18 protein-coding genes, 1 other RNA gene and 3 pseudogenes are annotated in these 19959 nt (G+C 33.7%); 14 read left to right on the plus strand and 8 right to left on the minus strand.

Annotated features, from left to right (window positions below; genetic code table 11):
- Positions 1-382: 382 nt before the first annotated feature.
- Positions 383-722: a transfer-messenger RNA gene (gene ssrA, locus ABWU35_RS04115) on the plus strand.
- Between the two features lie 14 nt (positions 723-736).
- A complete protein-coding gene (locus ABWU35_RS04120) occupies positions 737-1165 on the plus strand; it encodes a ClpXP protease specificity-enhancing factor SspB (RefSeq protein ID WP_007302665.1) in 429 nt (142 codons plus the stop codon).
- 223 nt (positions 1166-1388) lie between these two features.
- Here the strand turns inward: ABWU35_RS04120 and ABWU35_RS04125 are convergent, their stop codons facing one another.
- The 3 genes from ABWU35_RS04125 to ABWU35_RS04135 are packed head-to-tail and all read right to left on the minus strand — an operon-like array spanning position 1389 to position 2329.
- On the minus strand, positions 1389-1745 hold the full coding sequence (locus ABWU35_RS04125) for a transposase (protein WP_007301972.1): 357 nt from the start codon (positions 1743-1745) through the stop codon (positions 1389-1391).
- Positions 1705-1887 carry a hypothetical protein gene (locus ABWU35_RS04130; protein ID WP_038227351.1) on the minus strand — a complete coding sequence of 61 codons (183 nt, stop codon included), beginning with the start codon at positions 1885-1887 and terminating at the stop codon, positions 1705-1707. The genes ABWU35_RS04125 and ABWU35_RS04130 overlap by 41 nt, the downstream gene beginning before the upstream one ends.
- Entirely contained in the window at positions 1853-2329 is a 477-nt protein-coding gene (locus ABWU35_RS04135) for a transposase (protein WP_019236989.1), read from the minus strand. The genes ABWU35_RS04130 and ABWU35_RS04135 overlap by 35 nt, the downstream gene beginning before the upstream one ends.
- Before the next feature lie 408 nt (positions 2330-2737).
- On the opposite strand from ABWU35_RS04135, the gene ABWU35_RS04140 reads away from it, so the two are divergent.
- The 7 genes and pseudogenes from ABWU35_RS04140 to ABWU35_RS04170 all read left to right on the plus strand — a co-directional run.
- The gene (locus tag ABWU35_RS04140) at positions 2738-3016 is read left to right on the plus strand and encodes a YggT family protein (protein ID WP_012481756.1); all 279 of its coding nucleotides are present in this window, start codon (positions 2738-2740) and stop codon (positions 3014-3016) included.
- Positions 3017-5128 (plus strand): DNA translocase FtsK, encoded by a 2112-nt coding sequence (locus ABWU35_RS04145; protein WP_012481755.1) that lies wholly within the window; start codon positions 3017-3019, stop codon positions 5126-5128. It begins immediately after the preceding gene.
- A gap of 181 nt (positions 5129-5309) precedes the next feature.
- On the plus strand, positions 5310-5867 hold the full coding sequence (locus tag ABWU35_RS04150) for a hypothetical protein (RefSeq protein ID WP_007302667.1): 558 nt from the start codon (positions 5310-5312) through the stop codon (positions 5865-5867).
- Positions 5868-6043: 176 nt separating this feature from the next.
- Positions 6044-6673, plus strand: coding sequence for a TRP75-related protein (locus tag ABWU35_RS04155; protein WP_012481754.1), 630 nt, complete (start codon positions 6044-6046; stop codon positions 6671-6673).
- 16 nt (positions 6674-6689) lie between these two features.
- Positions 6690-7970, plus strand: coding sequence for a flavodoxin-dependent (E)-4-hydroxy-3-methylbut-2-enyl-diphosphate synthase (gene ispG / locus ABWU35_RS04160; RefSeq protein ID WP_007302669.1), 1281 nt, complete (start codon positions 6690-6692; stop codon positions 7968-7970).
- 298 nt (positions 7971-8268) lie between these two features.
- A complete protein-coding gene (locus ABWU35_RS04165; protein ID WP_399489224.1) occupies positions 8269-9435 on the plus strand; it encodes an ankyrin repeat domain-containing protein in 1167 nt (388 codons plus the stop codon).
- Positions 9436-9546: 111 nt separating this feature from the next.
- Positions 9547-9881: pseudogene (locus ABWU35_RS04170) on the plus strand (IS5 family transposase); the annotation flags it as partial.
- Here the strand turns inward: ABWU35_RS04170 and ABWU35_RS04175 are convergent.
- On the minus strand, positions 9871-10248 hold the full coding sequence (locus tag ABWU35_RS04175) for a TraR/DksA family transcriptional regulator (RefSeq protein WP_007302671.1): 378 nt from the start codon (positions 10246-10248) through the stop codon (positions 9871-9873). The pseudogene ABWU35_RS04170 and the gene ABWU35_RS04175 overlap by 11 nt on opposite strands.
- Positions 10249-10356: 108 nt before the next feature.
- Here ABWU35_RS04175 and ABWU35_RS04180 point away from each other — a divergent pair, with 108 nt between their 5' ends.
- Together ABWU35_RS04180 and ABWU35_RS04185 are read left to right on the plus strand one after the other, a co-directional pair.
- Positions 10357-11004, plus strand: coding sequence for a heme exporter protein CcmB (locus ABWU35_RS04180; protein ID WP_007302672.1), 648 nt, complete (start codon positions 10357-10359; stop codon positions 11002-11004).
- A gap of 77 nt (positions 11005-11081) precedes the next feature.
- Positions 11082-11910: pseudogene (locus ABWU35_RS04185) on the plus strand (IS630 family transposase).
- A 182-nt stretch (positions 11911-12092) separates the two neighbouring features.
- Here the strand turns inward: ABWU35_RS04185 and ABWU35_RS04190 are convergent.
- Entirely contained in the window at positions 12093-12803 is a 711-nt protein-coding gene (locus ABWU35_RS04190; protein WP_007302673.1) for a class II aldolase/adducin family protein, read from the minus strand.
- Between the two features lie 235 nt (positions 12804-13038).
- Between ABWU35_RS04190 and ABWU35_RS04195 the strand changes: the two are divergent.
- Positions 13039-13622, plus strand: a pseudogene (locus tag ABWU35_RS04195) (AAA family ATPase).
- On the opposite strand, the gene tsaB reads toward ABWU35_RS04195, so the two are convergent.
- The 3 genes from tsaB to ubiG form a co-directional block, all read right to left on the minus strand.
- Positions 13592-14197, minus strand: a complete 606-nt coding sequence (tsaB, locus tag ABWU35_RS04200) for a tRNA (adenosine(37)-N6)-threonylcarbamoyltransferase complex dimerization subunit type 1 TsaB (RefSeq protein ID WP_007302675.1) — start codon at positions 14195-14197, stop codon at positions 13592-13594. The pseudogene ABWU35_RS04195 and the gene tsaB sit on opposite strands and share 31 nt — an antisense overlap.
- Positions 14197-15327, minus strand: a complete 1131-nt coding sequence (locus ABWU35_RS04205; protein ID WP_007302676.1) for a cation:dicarboxylate symporter family transporter — start codon at positions 15325-15327, stop codon at positions 14197-14199. Before ABWU35_RS04205 ends, tsaB begins: the two co-directional genes overlap by 1 nt.
- 107 nt (positions 15328-15434) lie before the next feature.
- Positions 15435-16601 carry a bifunctional 2-polyprenyl-6-hydroxyphenol methylase/3-demethylubiquinol 3-O-methyltransferase UbiG gene (gene ubiG, locus ABWU35_RS04210; protein WP_052264730.1) on the minus strand — a complete coding sequence of 389 codons (1167 nt, stop codon included), beginning with the start codon at positions 16599-16601 and terminating at the stop codon, positions 15435-15437.
- Positions 16602-16746: 145 nt separating this feature from the next.
- Between ubiG and dnaG the strand changes: the two genes are divergently transcribed.
- Both dnaG and ABWU35_RS04220 read left to right on the plus strand, forming a co-directional pair.
- Positions 16747-18480, plus strand: coding sequence for a DNA primase (gene dnaG / locus ABWU35_RS04215; protein WP_019236374.1), 1734 nt, complete (start codon positions 16747-16749; stop codon positions 18478-18480).
- A 98-nt stretch (positions 18481-18578) separates the two neighbouring features.
- Positions 18579-19877 carry a Na+/H+ antiporter NhaC family protein gene (locus tag ABWU35_RS04220; protein ID WP_007302679.1) on the plus strand — a complete coding sequence of 433 codons (1299 nt, stop codon included), beginning with the start codon at positions 18579-18581 and terminating at the stop codon, positions 19875-19877.
- Positions 19878-19959: the final 82 nt, after the last annotated feature.

Genomic DNA, 19959 nt, shown 5'->3' on the forward strand with positions numbered 1-19959 from the left:
GTTCCACAACTTATCTTTTTTTCGGCTTGTGCCATTTCTCACACTGTCTCTTGCCTTCTTGAACTCAGAAATTCAATAGCTACAAAAGCATTTGAGTAGTTTTTTGTTAAGAATTAGGCATAGAATCCCCCATATTTATTAATAAAGAACAGAAAAAATGTAACGTACATACGACAGAGATTAAGCATATGTGTGCACCCATGTGCGCTGAAGAAGATACGCTACATTCTTTACTTAGTTTGATTATTTGATAGAAAAGTCTGCAGACGAAGATAGATTTTGAGCTCTAAAAATACCTCTACTGTGAGTATACTAAGATTAGATAAATAGGCGAAGTAATTTTTATATTAGTTTTTTAGTTGCCAATCAATTTGGAGTTCAATAACTTGACATTTATTCAATACTACTGTATAATAAGCATGTGTATTTTTTATACACTATGGCAATAAAATTACCTTGTAATAGGTGTATTGGACCCGAGGGCAGTACTCGGCGCCTCCACCATATTTTTTGATTGATACGGGGGCGAGTAAGGATCGACATGCATAGTAAAGATGGTAGCTTTGCTCGGTTAGATACCACCGCTAAGAGTTCACAATTTAGATGCAAACGATAACTTTGCTGCTGAAGACAATGTTGCATTAGCTGCTTAATTTAGGCACTATAACTTCATTGCTATAAGCACGGTTTAGGGAACGCCGGGTAACAGAAGTTCCCCCAAACATGTAAGGGTTATATGGATAAAACAGATTATCAGAAGTCGCTTAGTTATGCTAAATTTCAAGTTATCAAAAAGGCTTTGAATACTATATTAGATAATGTTTTTACTCCTCACTTAGAAATAGTATTTTTTACGCGCTTTAATGGTGTTGTCATGCCAGACTACTTGAAAGAATCATACCCTACTCAAATGCTTATTATATTACAGCATCAATTTTTTGGTCTAAAAGTTCTTGAAGATAAGTTTAGCGTCAGTTTGAGCTTTCGTGGAAAACAAGAACAAGTCACTGTACCGTTTTTTGCTATTAGTGAGTTTCATGATAAAATTTCAGGAGATACTTTAGTATTTAGCGTTGATTCTGATAAAGAATATGAAAGTGAGAAATGTGCTGAAAAGTCATCAAATGGTAGTATTATATCTATAGATCAACTTTACGATAAGTAGTTACTTCATTTTATAAATAAAAAATATTGTATCTGTTCAGGATATCGACAAGACCATAGAGTAAAAGTGAGTTTATAACAAATGGTATCATTTGAGTAGCTGACATTAGCTTTCACATCAAAAACGTTATAAAGCGCTTTCATGTTTACCAACTTAGTGCCAATCTGGATCCCAGTGGGCTTTGTTGCACAGCTCTTCGGATAGTGGGTAATGTATAATAAATTCATGAAGCTATATCAAACTTAGCCATGCCTATTTCAGTAAATTTGTTAAGCAAATAACACTTGAGTAGCAGTTCCTTCTCACGATTAATCTCAGATTTATTCCTAAAACTAAATCCAAATATTTGCTTCAGTCGCGAGAAAAAACTTTCTATATAAGATCTCTTCCAATAATTTATCTCTTTTTTCCACCTCTTCATACCATCTTCATCATATGACTTTATGAGCTTGATTGTAGAATTTCTCTCATTCATATAATCCAACTTTGGATGCTCTACTGCATTATTTTGCGGAGGAATCCTTGTCTTTATGTCAAGCTCATCGCACAGTTTGTATAACTTCTTTCGATCTATCTGCATATATCGTGCTTATGTTATACTTGGTATCCACTCTTTCAATAAGATCACAGGCTCCATAGTGGTCGGAATAAACTCCACTACTGTATTTTGCAGCTATAACTTTTTTACTACCTATCTCTAGCATTACATCTTGTTTGCTCATAGCGGCGATACTTTCTATCTGTACCATTTGCCTTACTATGGCCTGGAATATTATTGTAGATGCTGATACCTGTACTATCTATAGCAATTTCAATATCTTCCATATCGTTCTTATCAACTCTGCAGTCGTTGATTTTGATATTAAGCTTTTTAAACCTTCTTGAAGCCTGCGAATAGCTGATAATTTGCAAAATTTTCCCTATTTGCTCAAGATATTTCTCTATAAATCCCACTGTTTGCCTAAGACCAATCCTGAATAGATAGGTTATTATGTGAATTAGAATCACTACTTTGTCGCTGTAGACATTGTTGCCACCTGCTACTTTTGGACTATTTTCGTACCAATTTTCAATGGCATCGTTGATATAATGAAAAACATTTCCCCTTTCTTGAAGAAATTTGTTATATTCATTGCAGTTACTGACTTTCATTCTTATTGGCATATTTTTCCTTTGTCGGCTAAATATCTATTTTATAACAAATTCCATCAGTAACTGCCTGTTCTTTCCTTGAGTGGTGCAACAAAGCCATCCCAGTGTCTGGGCACTGGGATGACAACAAAGGGGCTACTTGAACAGAGGCTATTTAGGTAACAAGAGGTGACAAGAAAAGAAGCGCTGGTTTCATACGTACCTGAACACTTATCCTGCATGTAATAAACATGATCAAAAAGCTATTCATACAGTACACATCTCTCCGTTAATTTATCAATAAGTTTTTTATCCACGTGGAATCAAAGGGTATAATATCTTATAGCTTATTGTTTACACCTATTTCAGCATAAAAATTATTGTGGGGCTTGATTTTATACATATCACTACACATAATAGGTTTTAGTGTAAATTAGTAATATGCATCCAATCATATACTTACTTAACCTGTTACTTGATCTTTACAGCTTCGTTCTAATATGCTCAATTGCTCTCGATTTGTTGATTAAATTGAATGTAGTTAACATGTATAATGAGATTGTAAGCAGCATAATGCAAACTTTAAACAGACTCACTTATCCTCCACTAAAGGTTATCAGAAGGTATATACAACCATTCAATGGATTAGATTTATCCGTGATGATATTGATAATAGCAATTCACTTTGTAAAATATACAATTACTTATTACTTTAAGTAGATGTTAAAAAAACAGCTAAAATCAGCGATATACTTGTCACTATTAATGTATATATATATATCGGTTTTTAGCTATAATTATAAAGATCCATCCTTAAATACAGCTACAAATCAGGAAGTAACAAATTTGGGCGGAGTAGTAGGTTCATATTTAGCTGATATATTGGTTCAATTTCTTGGACTCGCTAGTATTACAATAGCTACAACCATAGTTTACTTTTTAATTTTCAGAGCATCATTGCTGAAAATTATCTACCTAACGTTAATCAATGTAGCAATATATGCTATATTGTCGCAACTTTCGCTTGGCATTACTGCTAGATACATGCACGGTGGAATAGTCGGTAATGCTCTAATTGACCACTGCCCGTTTTACATATTCACAGTAGTAGCATCAATAGGTATTGTAGGATTGATTGGTTGGAAGAGAACGGTTTATTCTTTGCTTTTCCTATGTAAAAAAATATTTTCCCTTTTTACAAAGGTTCTGTTTTTCAGGTTACGTAAAACTACTGATTATTCAATAGCACCATTAGTAGTAGAGGAAAAATATATAACCACTAAACAACAACCGAAAGAAAGAAAGAAAAAAGCTGCCGAAGAAATTGTTAAACCACCTTCTAGCGAGTTTGAGTTTCCAAGCATTCACTTACTTTCCAAAGCAGAAGAATCTTTGCAGAGAAAACAGTTGAATGCATTAGAGAGCAATAAGAATTTATCTCTGCTCGAACAGGTTCTGAGTGATTTTGGCGTGCAAGGAAAAATTATAAGTGTATGTTATGGACCGGTTGTGACTTTATACAAACTTGAACCACAAGCAGGTACAAAATCTGCAAGAGTGATTGGTCTTGCAGATGATATTGCACGTTCAATGAGTGCACTTTCTGCACGTATTTCAATAATTCGTGGACAAAATGCCATGGGAATAGAATTGCCAAACAAGGAGCGAGAGATTGTAATGCTGCGTGATTTACTTGAATCGCCAGAATACCAAAATGCAAACTTAAATCTTCCAATTGCGCTTGGCAAGGAAATAAGCGGAAAACCAGTTATTGCAGATCTGACTAAAATGCCCCACTTGCTTGTTGCCGGAACTACAGGGTCAGGTAAGTCGGTTGCAATTAACACGATGATTCTGTCGCTTGTTTATCGACTAAGTCCTGATGAATGCAAGATGATAATGATCGACCCCAAAATGCTCGAGCTTTCAATATATGATGCAATACCGCATCTAATAACGCCAGTGGTAACAGAGCCAAAAAAAGCTGTTATTGCTCTTAAGTGGATAGTGAAAGAGATGGAAAATCGCTATCGCATGATGTCATATTTAAATGTGCGCAATGTAATAAACTATAATCAAAAAATTACAGAAGCGATGAATAGCGGAATAGAGTTGGAGCGCGTTGTACAGATTGGCTTTAACTCAACAACGGGTAAACCTTTATTTGAAAAAATACCACTTAAAATGGAGACATTTCCGTATATTGTGGTGATCGTAGATGAAATGGCAGATTTAATGCTTGTTGCTGGCAAAGATATAGAATGCTCTATTCAACGTTTAGCTCAGATGGCTCGTGCTGCAGGAATACACATCATAATGGCAACACAACGCCCATCTGTAGATGTGATAACAGGTGTGATAAAAGCAAACTTTCCAACGAGAATTAGTTTTGCTGTTACTTCTAAGATAGATAGCCGTACAATACTTGGTGAACAAGGGGCCGAACAGTTACTCGGTATGGGTGATATGCTTTATATGGCCTCTGGTGGTAAGATTATTCGAGTGCACGGTCCATTTGTAAGTGATGATGAGGTGCAAAATATAGTTGATCATCTGAAAACGCAAGGTGAGCCAAACTACATGGAGGAAATCACTCAAGAAGATGAAAATTCTTTCGCGGAATCAGAAGGTGAAACAGAAGATGAAGAGAACGATCTATACAAGCAAGCAGTGGCCATCATTCAGAGAGATCAAAAGGTTTCAACTAGTTACATTCAAAGGCAACTTAGAATAGGCTATAACAGAGCTGCAAATATTGTTGAAAGAATGGAGAAAGAAGGTATTGTCAGTGCTCCGAGTTACTCAGGAAAGAGAGAGATATTGGTAGAATAACCCTTAACTTAAACCAAAGAAAGTTATTTTAAGATCAATAGATCTCTTGCATAACTGGAATTCAAAAGTTCCAGCGCATGACCAGATATTTCTTATTGGATCCCAGTTGTATAGTGTTTAATACTAAATTAACTACTAAAAACGTACAATAGTAATATATTAATTAGCTAGGGGGTTAAAAATGGGTATAACCAAATTTGTATTCGGTTTTGATAAATCGGATGTAACAGCATTGCAGGAAAGTCAAAATATTGATGCTAAAAAGTTTCAAGAAGTATTTAGCGCATTAAAAGAATGGCAAGAAGCTCAAAAGATAGATGCTAAACAGTTTGAAGAGGTATTTAGTGCATTAAAAGAGTGGCAAGAAGCTCAAAAGATAGATGTTGAGCAGTTTGAAAAAGTTTTTGGTGCATTAGAAGACAAGATTGGTACTGAGCAGTTTCAAGCTATGCAAGAGCACTTAAGCGGCTTGCAAGAAAAATTTACAGGCTTAGAAGAAAAAGTAGAAACATTTGCAGACATGGTAGGGGGACAAGAACAAGCAATACTAACTTGTGCCATAGTCAGTGCTGTTGCTGCAATAGCTGTAACTAGTTTTGTTGCATTCTGTATCTATCAGGGAGTTAAGCTTGATAAAGAGAAGAAAAACGACTTGTCTCAAGATATGCCAAGCGGAAAGTTTAATAATGTGAATGATACCGAAAAACTGAAGAATAACTTACAGCAAGGAAGAGTGTAATGCTCTTCTTGAAAGGGTGTTACGTAAAATTTGTAACACCTTAAATTTCCTTTAGATTATGTAGGTTTTGGTAGTAAATTTTTTAGAAAGATGTTTGTATTATAAAGTTGGTAGAGATTCTGATTTACTTGAAGTTTGTTAATTGGTATCTTTTAAAGCACAATATTCACTATAGTATGCTTAAGATCTTTTCTAAAGTTTTATTTATATTAATACTTTTGGTTTCTAGTTTCTTTACTGTACATAATGTTGAAGCGAAGTCTAAGGTAAAGTTCAGTAAGAGGTACATACCTCCTGGTAACCCTGGTGGTGCAAACTTTCATGCAGACGAGGATTTTGCTGAGTCATATAAACTGTATGAGAAGCGTAGGGAGCTCCTCAAGAAAAAAAAGTTACAAGATCTAGCTATGAATAAAGAAGATCTAATCAAAAAATTAAAAGAAAAAAAAATTGCTAGCCTTGATAACGAGCCAAACAACGTGGGAGCTTGCATAGTTGAAGATGGGGAGGATGCTATGATCAATCAGCATGGTATTAATCTTGCACGTTTAAAGGGTGCTGTATTTATAGATCAAGAGCCAGTTTCTCAGTATGAAAGTAAGCAGCATAAAAAAAGTGAACAACAAAAAGGGAAAAAAGTTACTTCAACACGAGAAAAAAAAGTTTCCCCTATAAATGTTACTATAAAAGAAACTCCATCAAGAAGAACGTGCTCTCATGATTCTATTACTGATCTAAATAGAACACCACAGCATAGTTTAAATGGTTCAAGTTCATTTGGCAGTGTAGTTGACACAGTAAAATAGTGTCACGATTAATAATATGCTAGATAGAGACCTGACATTGAGTGATGATGCATATGAGTCATCGCCGGTTTCCAGGCATAAAACTCATACTGTAAAAGTTGGACAAGTGAAGATAGGTGGAAATAATCCTATAGTTGTTCAATCCATGGCACTTGGTGCACATATAGATTCTGACAACATAAAAAGTAGTGCTCAGAAATATGCAAAAGAAGTAATAGAACTAGCGCATGCAGGTTCAGAATTGGTGCGAATTGCTTTGAACTCAGAGGAAGTAGCAAAAGCAATACCTTATATAGTAGAGGAAATAAATAAAGAAGGCTTTGATGGTAAGATATTAGTAGGCTGTGGACAATATGAGCTCTACAGGCTGATTCAGGATTATCCAGACAACATTAAAATTCTGGGTAAAATTAGGATAAATCCAGGTAATATAGGCTTTGGTGATAAACGTGATGAAAAATTCGAAAAAATTATAGAGTATGCAATAACGCATGATCTTCCTGTCAGAATTGGAGTAAATTGGGGTAGTCTTGATAAGTACCTTTCACAAAAATTAATGGATGAAAACTCCTTATCTAGTAATCCAAAAACTTCTGATGTTATATTACGTAAGACGCTTGTAATGTCTGCTCTTGGTAGTGCAAAAAAAGCTGAAAAGATTGGCCTTAATGCAGAGAAAATAATCATTTCATGTAAAGTCAGTAGAGTGCAGGATTTAATTTTAGTTTATACGGCACTTGCAAAATCTTCCAATTATGCGCTGCATTTGGGTTTAACCGAAGCTGGTATGGGTAACAAAGGCGTAGTAAATACCACAGCAGGGCTTACTTATTTATTGCAAAATGGTATTGGAGACACTATCCGGGCTTCTTTAACTCAGCGCCCTGGTGAATCACGCACTAATGAGGTGGTAGTATGTCAGGAAATACTGCAGTCTATAGGTTTGTGCTACTTTAACCCTCAGGTGAGTTCATGTCCTGGTTGTGGACGCACAAGTAGCGATCGTTTTCGTATATTAACTGAGGAAGTAAATGGCTACATAAAAACTCATATGCCGGTATGGAAGAAAAAGAATCCTGGTGTAGAGTATATGAAAGTTGCTGTTATGGGATGCATAGTAAATGGTCCTGGAGAGAGCAAACATGCAAATCTGGGGATCAGCCTGCCTGGGTATGGAGAAAAACCTGTTTCAGCAGTCTACAAAGACGGCAAATATTTCAAAACTTTACAAGGTGATAATATTTTTGAAGAATTTAAGGAAATTATTAGTGATTATGTGGAGAAGCATTACACATAAGCCTTTCACAAGTTTGTACTTAGACTACATTCTGTTTAGTGAACGTCAAATGAGACAATAAAGAACGTAAATTTAAAAAATAGATAATAGGGTTTCTTCTGCCTTTTTTTTATATGGTAAATTTCTTAATATTTAGATTGGCCCGGAGTAGTATAGAGATGTTATTCCAGTATCAAGGACTGAAGTTTCCTGATCTACAATATTTGTACAGTTATGAAATAGATGCAATTTGACATAAAAGCTTTACTTTTTGAAATTTTGGGTTACGTTTAATTTAACATATTTCAGTGGGGAATTTATTGTAGGTAGAAAGGAAGCTTTAAAAATATTAGGTTTTCAATCAAGCGATGCGCCCAGTGAACAAGAAATTAAATCAGCGTATAGAAAATTAGCCTTGAAATATCATCCTGATAAACATTCAGGTAAAAATGAGGTTGTGAAGAAACAAAATGAAGAAAAATTTAAGCAGCTAGGTTCTGCATATGAATTTCTTACTAAGGAAAGCATAGAAGAGGTTACAAATCTAACTGACGAAAATTTAAATGAAATTAATTCGCCTGGAGATTTGAGGTTTTACTTAAGTAGGGCTCTATATAATCAGGATATAAAGTTTCTTGAAAAGCTTTTTTCCAAATTCAAAAGCAGTAAAGATGGAAGATTTGGTGATTACATCAATGAAAAACTTATTTATATTTACTTTCCATTATCTATTGCTTTAATGCAAGCTAAAGATTCAAGAAATTATAGTATTTTGAAACTTCTTTTAGAAAATGGTGCTGATCCTAATATAAAGCTATTACATAATGAAGCTTCGTTATACTATTGTAGGGTTATCGATGACAGCAGAATTGTAGAGTTATTGTTACAATATGGTGCTGATTCTAATATGTTAGATAAAAATGGTAAAAATCCGTTGTTTAAAGCGTTTTTGTGTGATGATGATCATACTATGGAAATACTTTTGAAATATGGTGCTAATCCTAATATGTTAGATAAAAATGGTCGAGTTCCATTATATCAAGCAATCAATTGTGACAACGATAAACGCGAAAAATATGTAGAGTTGCTTCTAAAGTATGGTGCAGATCCTAATCAGAAGGTTAATGGCTCCAGAGTTATAGAGTGTGCTCCATATTTCACTAATAATTGTGTAATGAATTTGATTAAAACGCTTACTCTGCCATACGGCAGCAATAACAAAGTTAGAAAATTAATGGCCGAGTATGGTGGTGTTGATAGACAGTATATTATGCTTCAAGCAATATTTACTTGTTGTTGCTTAACAGTAGCTTCTGCTACTTTTTTTAGTATAGCTTCTCCTTGGTGTTATATACCAACAGCAATATTTGCACTTGCCGCGTGTTTTTTCATTAAAAATGCTGTACATGCTGCATTTTTTGCAAAAGAACCTTCTACTGAGTTTACCGAAGCTAGAGCTTGTCCAGAGATTAGTAAAAGGCTATAATATCTAAAGTTTTAGTGCTGGGTAAAGATGAGAAAAAAGCATCCAGCAGACCTAAGTCAAAGGGAATGGACAAGAATAGAAAGCTATTCCAGAGTATCATACAGGAAAGTAAGAAAAAAATATACTATAGTTAAAAAAATGTGATGGGATACCAAGGAGAAAATTTAAAAATCATATAAAGGAAGAATATGGTATGGATATTGAGATTGTCAAAAGGCCTTCATGTAGGTTCTAAGTCAACAAAGACACACCGCCTTAGCTACTACCAATGAGGGGTTTAAAGTACAGCCAAGAAGGTGGGTTGTAGAAAGGACTTTTGCTTTAGGAATAGAAGACTATCGAAAGAATAAGATTTACTCACTGAAAATTTCATATATCTGGCTATGAGTAGAGTTATGTTAAGGAGAGAAATATGCTTGAATTCGCGAACAAGTTCTAATCATTAATGTTATACACGTTCTTTTCTTTTTCTATTCTCTCTTGTTCTTCAATACAATACATAGCAAGCGGATTAGCTTTAAGTCTTTCGACTCCTATTTCTTCTCCCGTTCCATCGCAGTAACCATAAATGCCTAATTTTATTTTTTCCAACGCCTCCTTAATTTTTTCTTTTCTATCTTTTCGGCGCTTAATTAATTCTCCATTTTCACTATCAGAATAAATACTACTATCTTCTAGATCTTGTTTCTCCAGTTCAGAGAGTATTGATTGTAACTTTAAGCTAAAGTATTCCAGTTGTTTTACGTTCATATATTCTTCATTTTCTGAAGGAACGTAATCTTCCGGTAACTTTATTTTTATTAATTTTTCCATAGCATTATCAATAAAATATATTAAAACTTATATAACTTGTAAACACAAAAAATTATACTACCCTCAAAGTAAACACTATAATTTATAATAAACATTTAAAATCCTGGTATGATTAGTTTGGTAAAAAAATTAGTAATAAATGATAATAATCTTACTTATATAGTATGTATTTTTATTATAATGTTAAGTTTATCTTCATATACACTTGAAAACAACAGTAAACAAGAAGTCATATTAACATTAACATGGATATGTGCTACATTTGTTTTGCAGATCTCTACAAATAATTTATTTACATCTGATTATCATGATGGAATATTAGAGCAAATCTTTTTACAGCCACTCTCTTCTAGGCTGATAGTTGCTTATAAAATCTTCGCTCACTGGTTGTTATTTGGGTTACCGATTTCAGTGATTTCTTTCATGTTCAGCTTTGCAATTCTAGGCAATAATATTGAACATTCAATAGCAGTTGGAGTGTCTTTATTATTTAATACGCTGATAATCATTAATATTTCAGCTACTGGAAATGCATTGATGATTGGTCGAAATAACTTAGCATCAGGAGTGTCGCAAATTCTTGTTTTGCCAATGATAATGCCAACTTTTGTATATTTCAAATTGCTAACTCAATTTGAAAATTTATCCTTGAATATTTATACACTACTAATCACCATCTTAGTTTTTGTCATTTTAATTGTTAACAGCACTATAACTACTCACATAGCATTAAAATTTGCTGTGGAGCAGGATTGAAAAAACTTACTAGTTATAGCACTTCTCATAATAGTCCAAAAAAGGTAAGATATGGATTTATAGTAGTGATGGTAAGCATGCCAGCAGCATATAGTTATGACTTAAGGAAAAAGGTAATGGAAGCATTGGATGAAGGAGAGAGTGGAGAAACTGTTGCCAAGAGATTTAAGATTGGAGAAACAACTTTATATGAGTGGAAGAAAAGACGTGAGAAAACGGGAGATTTTCAATCAAAAAAGCTTGGAAGCGTGGCATAAAATTACCGACTGGAATGCATTTGCCGAATTTGCAAATGAGCAAGGTGGCAAAACTCAGTCAGAGATGCTGGGGCAATATTAGTAGACAAACAATTCATCGAGCACTTAAAAATATAGGATTCACAAGAAAAAAAAGACCTACGGATATAAAGAAAGAAATGAAGAAAAGCGAGCTCAATTTTCAAAGGTTATAGCAACAAAAGAACCTAAAGAATTAGTGTATATAGATGAGTCTGGCATTGATAACACTGAACCTATGGGTATTGCCAGAAAGGACAGCGGTTTTATGCCCTAAAATCTGGAAAGAAAACTCAACGAATTAGCATGGTTGCAGCCTTAAGTGGAAGAAAAATAATTGCTCCGTTAACCTTTAAAGGCCACTGCAATATGGATATCTTTAATAAATGGTTTGAGCAGTTTCTGACACCGATTTTGGAACCTGGACAAACTGTTATCCTTGATAATGCTACTTTTCATAAGTCTAATAAGATTTGCTAAAGGAGTTGGTGCAGAAATTTTATATCTTCCTCCATATTCTCCAGATTTCAACAAAATTGAGCATTATTGGTTTGCTATAAAAAACAGAACCAGAAAAAACATTCCTTTATTCAAATCTTTTCGTCATGCTGTCGATTCTTCTTTCTTATGACCTTTTTGGACTATTATGGGAAGGGCTATATTTACTTGTATCTGCTTAGTTAAGGGTGTTAACTTAAGTAGAGATGGAGACATTAGACTTCTTGCATGAATTACAGCGTGTGAAACCATTATTGGATTTCAGACTGGCTGGTTATGCAAGAAATCTAATATCTATCGAAGAGTCAGAAACTTTTATAACTTACCTTTAATCAACCTAACCCATGCGTGCCAATCTCTCTCACCAAGATTGCTTTCGAAAGACAGAAGATCCTTTACGGCTTTTGAGCAAATTTCTTCACTTGGAATTGACAACTCCCTATTCATTGCTAGCATCAGGCATTGAGTTTTACAAGCTTGTTCTAAGTGATACGTATAAAACATTGCTTCTTGTATAGTCTGACCACATGTTATAGATCCATGATTGCGCATTAACATCACAAAATTTTCTTTCAAATCAGCTATTAATCTTTTTCCTTCTGTATCATCAAGTGCCAGGGAATTATAATCATGGTAAGATACCTTATTATAAAAGTGCAGCGCCCACTGACTTATTGGGAGTAATCCATCCTTGAGAGAAGAAACTGCTACAATAGAAGGTGTATGTAGATGAAAAATTGCTTGAATATCTTTCCTTGCTTGATAAATGAAGCCATGGATTACATAGCCAGTTTTATTATATTGATATTCTTTGCCTTCAATTATATTCCCATCAAACGATACTTTCATCAATGAACTTTCATCTACTTCATAAAAACGTATACCAAACGGATAAACATAAAATGACTTTTTATCTTCAGAACGTACAGAGAGATGAGTATACGTATGATCATCTAATTTAAGATAAGATAAAATTTGATAGGCGTTAACTAGGTCTCTTTTCAACTCACTATTTGTTAATAACATAGCTCTTGACTAAAATTTTCTAAAGATTTATACGTAAAAAAAAGTTTATTACAAACTAAAAGGTGAACCTACGTTAAAATACTAAGCACTTTTACTTGCCTTAGGTGATTAGAGTTTACATTTCTAGATTACATAGTATTTTAACTATAAAAGCGACTTTTTATGTAATGTTTCATATGTTTTAAAGCCTTGTTTTTATGTTATTATAATTGTAGGTTTTAATATTAAAAATAATATGATAAACGTTGAGATAAAAAAACAGCTAACAAAATTTTTCATATATATCACTGGTCTTCCAGGAAGTGGTAAACTTTCTACAGCAATAGTATTATCTAGTATGATAAATGCAGTAATTGTAAGTGGACTTGAATATAATCAAACTTCCAAAGAAGCTCGAGATAGAATATATAACACTACACATGTTATGTTTCAGGCAATAGAAGCCTATCCTATTGACTCAAAAAATTATATATTTGTTGATGAATTAATTAAAAATAATGATTACAACATAAGAATATATAACTCAGTAGTAGAACTTAGTAAAAAAATGAGCACAAAAATCCTCCCTATAGTACTTAGGTGCAATCCATTGATATTACAAGAGCGTACTAATCAAAAAAGCAAAGAAAAAATAGGAAGGTTACTAATATAAATAGTATTAAATTTAGGGAGGAAGATTTATTTGTACCACAAAATGCTATAGAGGTAGAAAATTCAAATATGAGTATAAAAGAAGTAGCAGAAGAAATAGTAAGTCAGATGTACAAACTTGGCCAAATTAATAGTGTTTACGCAATAGGCAACGATTTCATATACTGAGGCTCATTTAAATATAGAGCCTCAACTCCATTTAATTTTTGTTTATTTTTTAGTCTATAACGGACTAATAGCCCTGCATGGCTAGCATCCAACTTTGGTAAACTGCAATCCATATATGTAATGCAGTGCGTTTCAGGCTGGAGTTCACTTACTACAGCAGGATTTGATAGCGGTAACAAATTGAAATCAAATAACTGCGTATAAAACTTTTGATCATCTTCGATTATAGCTTTAATATTTTTTTTGCTATTTGTACAAAGTAGCGATATTGCATATGCTTGAGCTTCCAGGGCACTAACCCCATATAACGGCTTATTTGTAGCAAGATTTATACCTTGTGCAGTTGATATACCAACTCTGATTCCAGTAAAACTTCCTGGTCCAACTATCACTGCTAAATGGTCTATTTTATCGTAGCTGTAATTATGCTTATCAAACAAAGTATTCAGTATTTGAAAAAATGATTCTGCATGACTATTGTTTGCAGAATTGCGTTCTACAAAACAATTACCATCGTAATCAATTACTGCTATTGAACTACCAGCACCTACAGTATTAATTGCTAGAATGGACATCACTTAAGCTTATCATAGAGCTTTGTAAACATCATAGTGAACGCACCGTTACCCATAACATTTGCTGAAGTTATTATTGGGTCAAACACTATATACAATGCTGTAATTAATGAAAGCATCTCTGGGGAGAATTTAAGATACTTCTCAAGAACGGGCAACATTACCATAATCCCTCCCGCTGGAACTGCAACAATAGCAAATTTAAATAACAGAAAGTAGAGAAGGAAAGTCACATAGTCTGTTGCAGACAATGCACCACCAAAAGTCATTATCATTGATAGTATTATAATAAAAAAGCAATCACCTACTAAATGAAAGCTAGCGGTTATTGGCACAACAGACGATGCTATATCATGCTGCTTTACATTTTTTTTGCTTCCTTCAAGAGTAAGCGGCATAGCTGCATTACTAGACATTGTGCTCATTGCAGTAATAAATGCTGGTATCATATTACCTATACTAGCTATCCAGCTTGTGATCTTGAACGAATTTGCTGCTCCATATAAGAGAAAAACATAAAGGTAGGTTGCAGATGATATAATAATAAAAATTATTGAGTAATCCTTAAATATTATGGGTAAAACCTGATCATGTTCCATTTTTAAAGCAAGACCAAGTACAAACATTGGAATAATTGGCGTCAAAAATGTCTTCAAAATAAAGAGAGTTAAATCTAACATTTTGTTCGAGAGCTCTTTGCTTTTTTTTGGTAATATTGTGGACACTAATATGCTTAACACAAATCCACAAGCAAGGGCATAAAAATTAGAAAGCAATGCAGGTATCCTAAATGACCATAAAGGAACAATTGTTTCTTCATATGTTATATCTTGTATTGAATAAGTGTTTTGTGTGATGAAATGCCCAACAGAATAAGCTATTAAACTTGAAGCTAGATTCGACAAGAAAATCGTTATAATAAGTAACAATATAAACTTTATAGCCGACTGCTTAAGATTGTTAACACTACTAAAGATTAATGCAAAAACAATAAAAGGCATTATAAATAGTAAGATCTCTTTTATACTAAGGCTTATTGAATACAAGAAGGTTTTCACTTCCATTGGAACTAGATGACCAAAGAATACAACCGAAGTGATAACAGCAAGTAAGGTTAGTAATTGTAACATATTCTAATATAGCGATACCCTATGGAAATACATATGATAAATTAGCTGCTAAGTAAAGTAAAACTGCCTAGAATATTTGCATTACCTTCTAGTACTTGAATGAGATTTCAAATTACAACGTTTCCACAAAGTATATAATTAACATCCACACCTTTGGTCAAGTTCCATTCACGCTTTATTACATTATATTCCATACCAGTCATATCTTGTAGTGTTACATTGTTCTCTCTTAGATGATTTGCAATTTCTGATGGCTTGAGAAATTTATTCCAATTATGTGTGCCTTTTGGCAGCCAGTTTAATATGTACTCTGCGCCGACTATTGCAAGACAGAAGGATTTAATAGTTCTATTTATCGTCGATATAAAAATTAGCCCTTCTGGCTTCAACAGCTCTATTGCTTTTTTCATGAAAAACTCTAAATTATCGACATGTTCAACCACTTCCATCAACAAAACCACGTCATACTTCTTGTCATTGCTTAGCTCTTCAATGCTAGTGTGTGTGTATTCTATATTTAACCCTACTTTCTTCGCATGCAACTGTGCCACTTTTATGTTTTCCTCACATACATCTATTCCTGCAACGCTAATACCAATACGCGCCATTGACTCTGACAAAATGCCACCACCACAACCAACATCGAGCAATGATAGTTCTTTTAAATCGCATTTTTTTAATTCTTTTATTTTCTCAACGATGTATGATACTCTCACAGGATTCATCATGTGCAATGGCTTGAATTTGCCATTCTCATTCCACCATTCACCTGCTATTTTAGCGAATTTTGATATTTCATCTTCGTTATAAGTTTTTGTGGTTTTTTTCTTGCTAATATTGCTAAGTTTATCAAGGCGTTCTTTATGTCTACTTTCTTTTGAAAATTCTGTTTCGAGGAATTGTTTGACTATGTCTTTTGCTAATCCACTCGCAGTAAACCCTGCACCAAGACAAAGTATATTCGCGTTGCCATGCTCGCGAGCTAATTTTGCGATCTCAACACTATTACATAAAGCAGCGTAGATTCCTTCAAAACGATTTGCCACAGTACTCATGCCCAAACCTGTACCGCAAATTAATATTCCATAATTTGCTTTTTTGTTTGTTATATCTTCTACAACTTCAGCAGCATAGTCAGGGTAGTCTACACTCTTTTGTTCAGCAGTGCAGCCACGGTCTATCACTGTATAATCTAAAGTTTCCAAGTAAGCCTTTATTTCTGATTTTAGTTCATAACCTGCGTGGTCTGAAGCAACTGATATCACATCTGACATATAAGAAATTGCAACTTAAGGGTATTTATATGGGTAATTTATTTTGAGCTTTTTGTCAAGCTCTCCTGATCTTTCTGAATAAATTTCGAGTCAGATATGCATAAATTCTATATAATTTTTATCCTACCACTACTCATTCGGTAAAATGGATCATATAGATATTATAAAGTCAAAATTATTGTTGTCCGACATAGTAGGAAAAAAAGTTAGGTTAATAAAAAGAGGAGATAGTTTTGTTGGACTCTGCCCATTTCATAACGAAAAAACTCCATCTTTTTCGGTCAGCAATGTTAAGGGCTTATATTACTGTTTCGGTTGCTCAGCTCATGGTGATGCGTTTGAATTTATTTCACAAACTGAGGGCTTAAGTTTTAAGGAAGCGTTGGAAAATTTGGCATCTGTTGCAGGTGTTGAGTTACCCAAAAACCTCAGCTTTGCTAAAGAAAATGACAAACTGTTTTCAGCACTGAATTTAGCTGCAAGTTGGTTCGCGCAGAAAAATCGAGGTGTTATGGCTTATTTAAGGCAGCGCAAGATCTCACTCAAAATCATAGATAAATTTAGAATAGGTTATGCACCAAGTTCTGGCTTGAAGGAATATTTGAACTCCTCTGGTATTAAAGACGAGATTTTGATCGATGTTGGGTTAATAAATAAGAATTCTCGTGATTATTTCTATGATCGGCTGATATTTCCTATACACAACATCACGGGCAAAGTTATTGGTTTTGGCGGACGTGCGCTGAACTCTGAGCAACAGCCGAAGTATCTAAACAGCCCAGAGAGTCAGCTCTTTAAGAAAAGAGAAAATTTATATGGATTAAACTTTGCTTTGAGTGAAATACGCAAAAAACAGCATCTATTTGTTGTTGAAGGATATATGGATGTAATAGCACTACATCAAGCGGGAATTAGCAATACAGTTGCTCCGCTTGGTACCGCAATTTCTGCAGAGCAGATAAAAAATCTATGGAAATTTGCTAAAGAAATTTCCATCTGTATGGATGGCGATAGTGCCGGACGTCATGCTGCTATTCGAATTGCAGAACTTGTTCTACCGATACTGGAGCCTGGATACACATTGAAGTTCGTAACTTTGCCAAACAATAAGGACCCATACGATATATGCAATGAGCTAGAATATAAGACAGAAGACGTACTCTCTGCTTTTAACCACTCAACAGAACTGCACTCTGAATATTTATGGCATCACATAATTGGTAGCAATTTGCAAAATTATGAAAAATTTGCTCCGGAAAAATATTCAATTCTTGAGCACAAGTTCATGAAATATGTCAATGCTATCGGTAACAGCAGTATTAGAAGGTATTATAGAGATTATTTTTACAATAAGGTCAGTGAATTAAGAAGAAACTTTAAAAAGCTGATTTTTAATAGCAAAGCAACAAAAGGTGAGTATCTTTACAATAAATCTCCAGAGCTAATTGAAGCAGAGCAAAATCAGGCCATAATTTTGCGTATAGCCGTAGAATTTCCTGAAATCTTGAACCGTCCTATATTTTTTGAGCAATTTTCTCATTTCGAATTTACTAATGAGATGAAAAAATTACAACAGTGCGTAATTAATATGGTAACTAATGAGAGCAACTTTAATAAAGAAATTCTGCTACAGGAGTCTAGTGTTATAAAGTTTATATTTGAAAAAACTAGCGTACTAAATAGTCAATTAAGTGAGAAGAGATCGGCAGAAACTGTCTGGAATAACATAGTATTACGGAAAGAATTAAATGTATTACAAGAAGAAAAAATTAAAGCAAGGCTGGGCGGTAATTTTGACTTAGAGGAAAGGCTAATAGAACAAATAAAGCAAATAGAGGATAGTATACAAGAAATGCAAATGGAATTTATTCAAAAGTAGATGGCTTAAGATGTTCAAAATTATTAGAAAAACACTGTATTAGTATTTGCTTAAAATAGCTTATTCTAGTATATTTCTGGTTTGTTCAACTACGATAAGTGTTTTCATTTCTTCCTCTTATTATCTTTCTAGCCTTATACCTTGGAAGTGGTATTTATTTTTCTTTTATCGGACTTGGTAATCCTCTTCATCAAATTTCACCGTTAGTTTGCTTATTACCAGCATTATTTTTTGCTGTTCTATTCAATAAAAACAAAATTCAACATAGTATTGATACTCTTATAAAAGGTATGGGTAATAAAACTACTCTTACCGTATGTTTGATTTTTCTATTTGCTGGAGCATTTTCTACTGTTACTGAATCGCTTGGTAGTATAAATGTTATTACTAACTTAACTATTCGATTTCTTCCAGCAAGATTATTACTTCCTGGAATGTTTTTACTTTCTACTTTTATTTCAAGTGCAATCGGCACATCAATCGGAGTTATTGCACTTATAACACCAATAGCTGTTAATTTAGCACAAAATGGAGCTTTTGATTGTGCAGTGGGTGTTGGAGCTGTGATAGGTGGGTCTATGTTTGGCAGCAACCTTTCAATGATATCTGACACTACTATTGCTGCTACTTCTTCACAAGGAGCTTCAGTAAAGGATAAAATAAAACTCACTTTCAAGACAGGATCTGTTACAGGTCTTATAATACTTATTTATCTAGTAATAATTTCAAATAGTACAGAAGTTGTTTCTATCTCAAGTCTGAATTATTTATCCATAGTCAAAATTATCCCTTATATATCTTTAATAATTATGGGTTTATTTGAAATAAACACTCTAGTAACATTAGCTATTAATATGGTTATTGCTGGGATATTAGGAATAGCTTTTTTTGATTATTCTCTTATTGAATATTCTCGTGACATATATAGGGGTTTTTATAAGATGAATGAAGTAATGATATTTATTCTCTTCAGTAGTGGATTAAGCCACTTAATGTACGAATACAGTCAGAAAAAGATAGATATATTCACCGATAAGGTGAATATGACAAAAACTCAAGCTGAATTTATGATTGCGGGAATATCATCTCTGTTTACTATTTTAGTTTCCAGCAATGTTGTTGCTATTTTATTAACTAGTAATATTGCGAAAAGACTTGCACAAAGATATAACATTGCACCACACCGTAGTGCGTATTTATTAGAAATATTTACTTCTATCACAAAAAGTATCTTACCTTATGGTTCTCACGTATTACTAGCAAGCAGCATTGCCTCTCTGTCACCTATCATCGTACTAACAAAAGTATATTATTGTTTTGTTTTTGCAGCAGTTGCAATAAGTGAAATAGTGATTAATGGCAGACGTCATGCGGTTGTAGCTCCTCAATTACCATAAACAACTCTTTAAATTTTCACTCAATTTGTTGATAAATTAACAAATATTATAATCTTTGCTAAAATACTTATATAGTACCAAT

Source organism: Wolbachia endosymbiont (group B) of Xylocampa areola (genome assembly GCF_964028205.1).
Taxonomy (GTDB): Bacteria; Pseudomonadota; Alphaproteobacteria; order Rickettsiales; family Anaplasmataceae; genus Wolbachia.

Coding starts and splice junctions, on each gene's coding strand:
- ABWU35_RS04180 (WP_007302672.1), top strand. CDS start 10,357: ATGATTAGTTTGGTAAAAAAATTAGTAATAAATGATAATAATCTTACT.
- ABWU35_RS04205 (WP_007302676.1), bottom strand. CDS start 15,327: ATGTTACAATTACTAACCTTACTTGCTGTTATCACTTCGGTTGTATTC.
- ABWU35_RS04135 (WP_019236989.1), bottom strand. CDS start 2,329: ATGCCAATAAGAATGAAAGTCAGTAACTGCAATGAATATAACAAATTT.
- ABWU35_RS04155 (WP_012481754.1), top strand. CDS start 6,044: ATGCTTAAGATCTTTTCTAAAGTTTTATTTATATTAATACTTTTGGTT.
- ABWU35_RS04145 (WP_012481755.1), top strand. CDS start 3,017: ATGTTAAAAAAACAGCTAAAATCAGCGATATACTTGTCACTATTAATG.
- ispG (WP_007302669.1), top strand. CDS start 6,690: ATGCTAGATAGAGACCTGACATTGAGTGATGATGCATATGAGTCATCG.
- ubiG (WP_052264730.1), bottom strand. CDS start 16,601: ATGTCAGATGTGATATCAGTTGCTTCAGACCACGCAGGTTATGAACTA.
- ABWU35_RS04125 (WP_007301972.1), bottom strand. CDS start 1,745: ATGCAGATAGATCGAAAGAAGTTATACAAACTGTGCGATGAGCTTGAC.
- ABWU35_RS04130 (WP_038227351.1), bottom strand. CDS start 1,887: ATGAGCAAACAAGATGTAATGCTAGAGATAGGTAGTAAAAAAGTTATA.
- ABWU35_RS04120 (WP_007302665.1), top strand. CDS start 737: ATGGATAAAACAGATTATCAGAAGTCGCTTAGTTATGCTAAATTTCAA.
- tsaB (WP_007302675.1), bottom strand. CDS start 14,197: ATGTCCATTCTAGCAATTAATACTGTAGGTGCTGGTAGTTCAATAGCA.
- ABWU35_RS04140 (WP_012481756.1), top strand. CDS start 2,738: ATGCATCCAATCATATACTTACTTAACCTGTTACTTGATCTTTACAGC.
- ABWU35_RS04175 (WP_007302671.1), bottom strand. CDS start 10,248: ATGGAAAAATTAATAAAAATAAAGTTACCGGAAGATTACGTTCCTTCA.
- dnaG (WP_019236374.1), top strand. CDS start 16,747: ATGGATCATATAGATATTATAAAGTCAAAATTATTGTTGTCCGACATA.
- ABWU35_RS04150 (WP_007302667.1), top strand. CDS start 5,310: ATGGGTATAACCAAATTTGTATTCGGTTTTGATAAATCGGATGTAACA.
- ABWU35_RS04190 (WP_007302673.1), bottom strand. CDS start 12,803: ATGTTATTAACAAATAGTGAGTTGAAAAGAGACCTAGTTAACGCCTAT.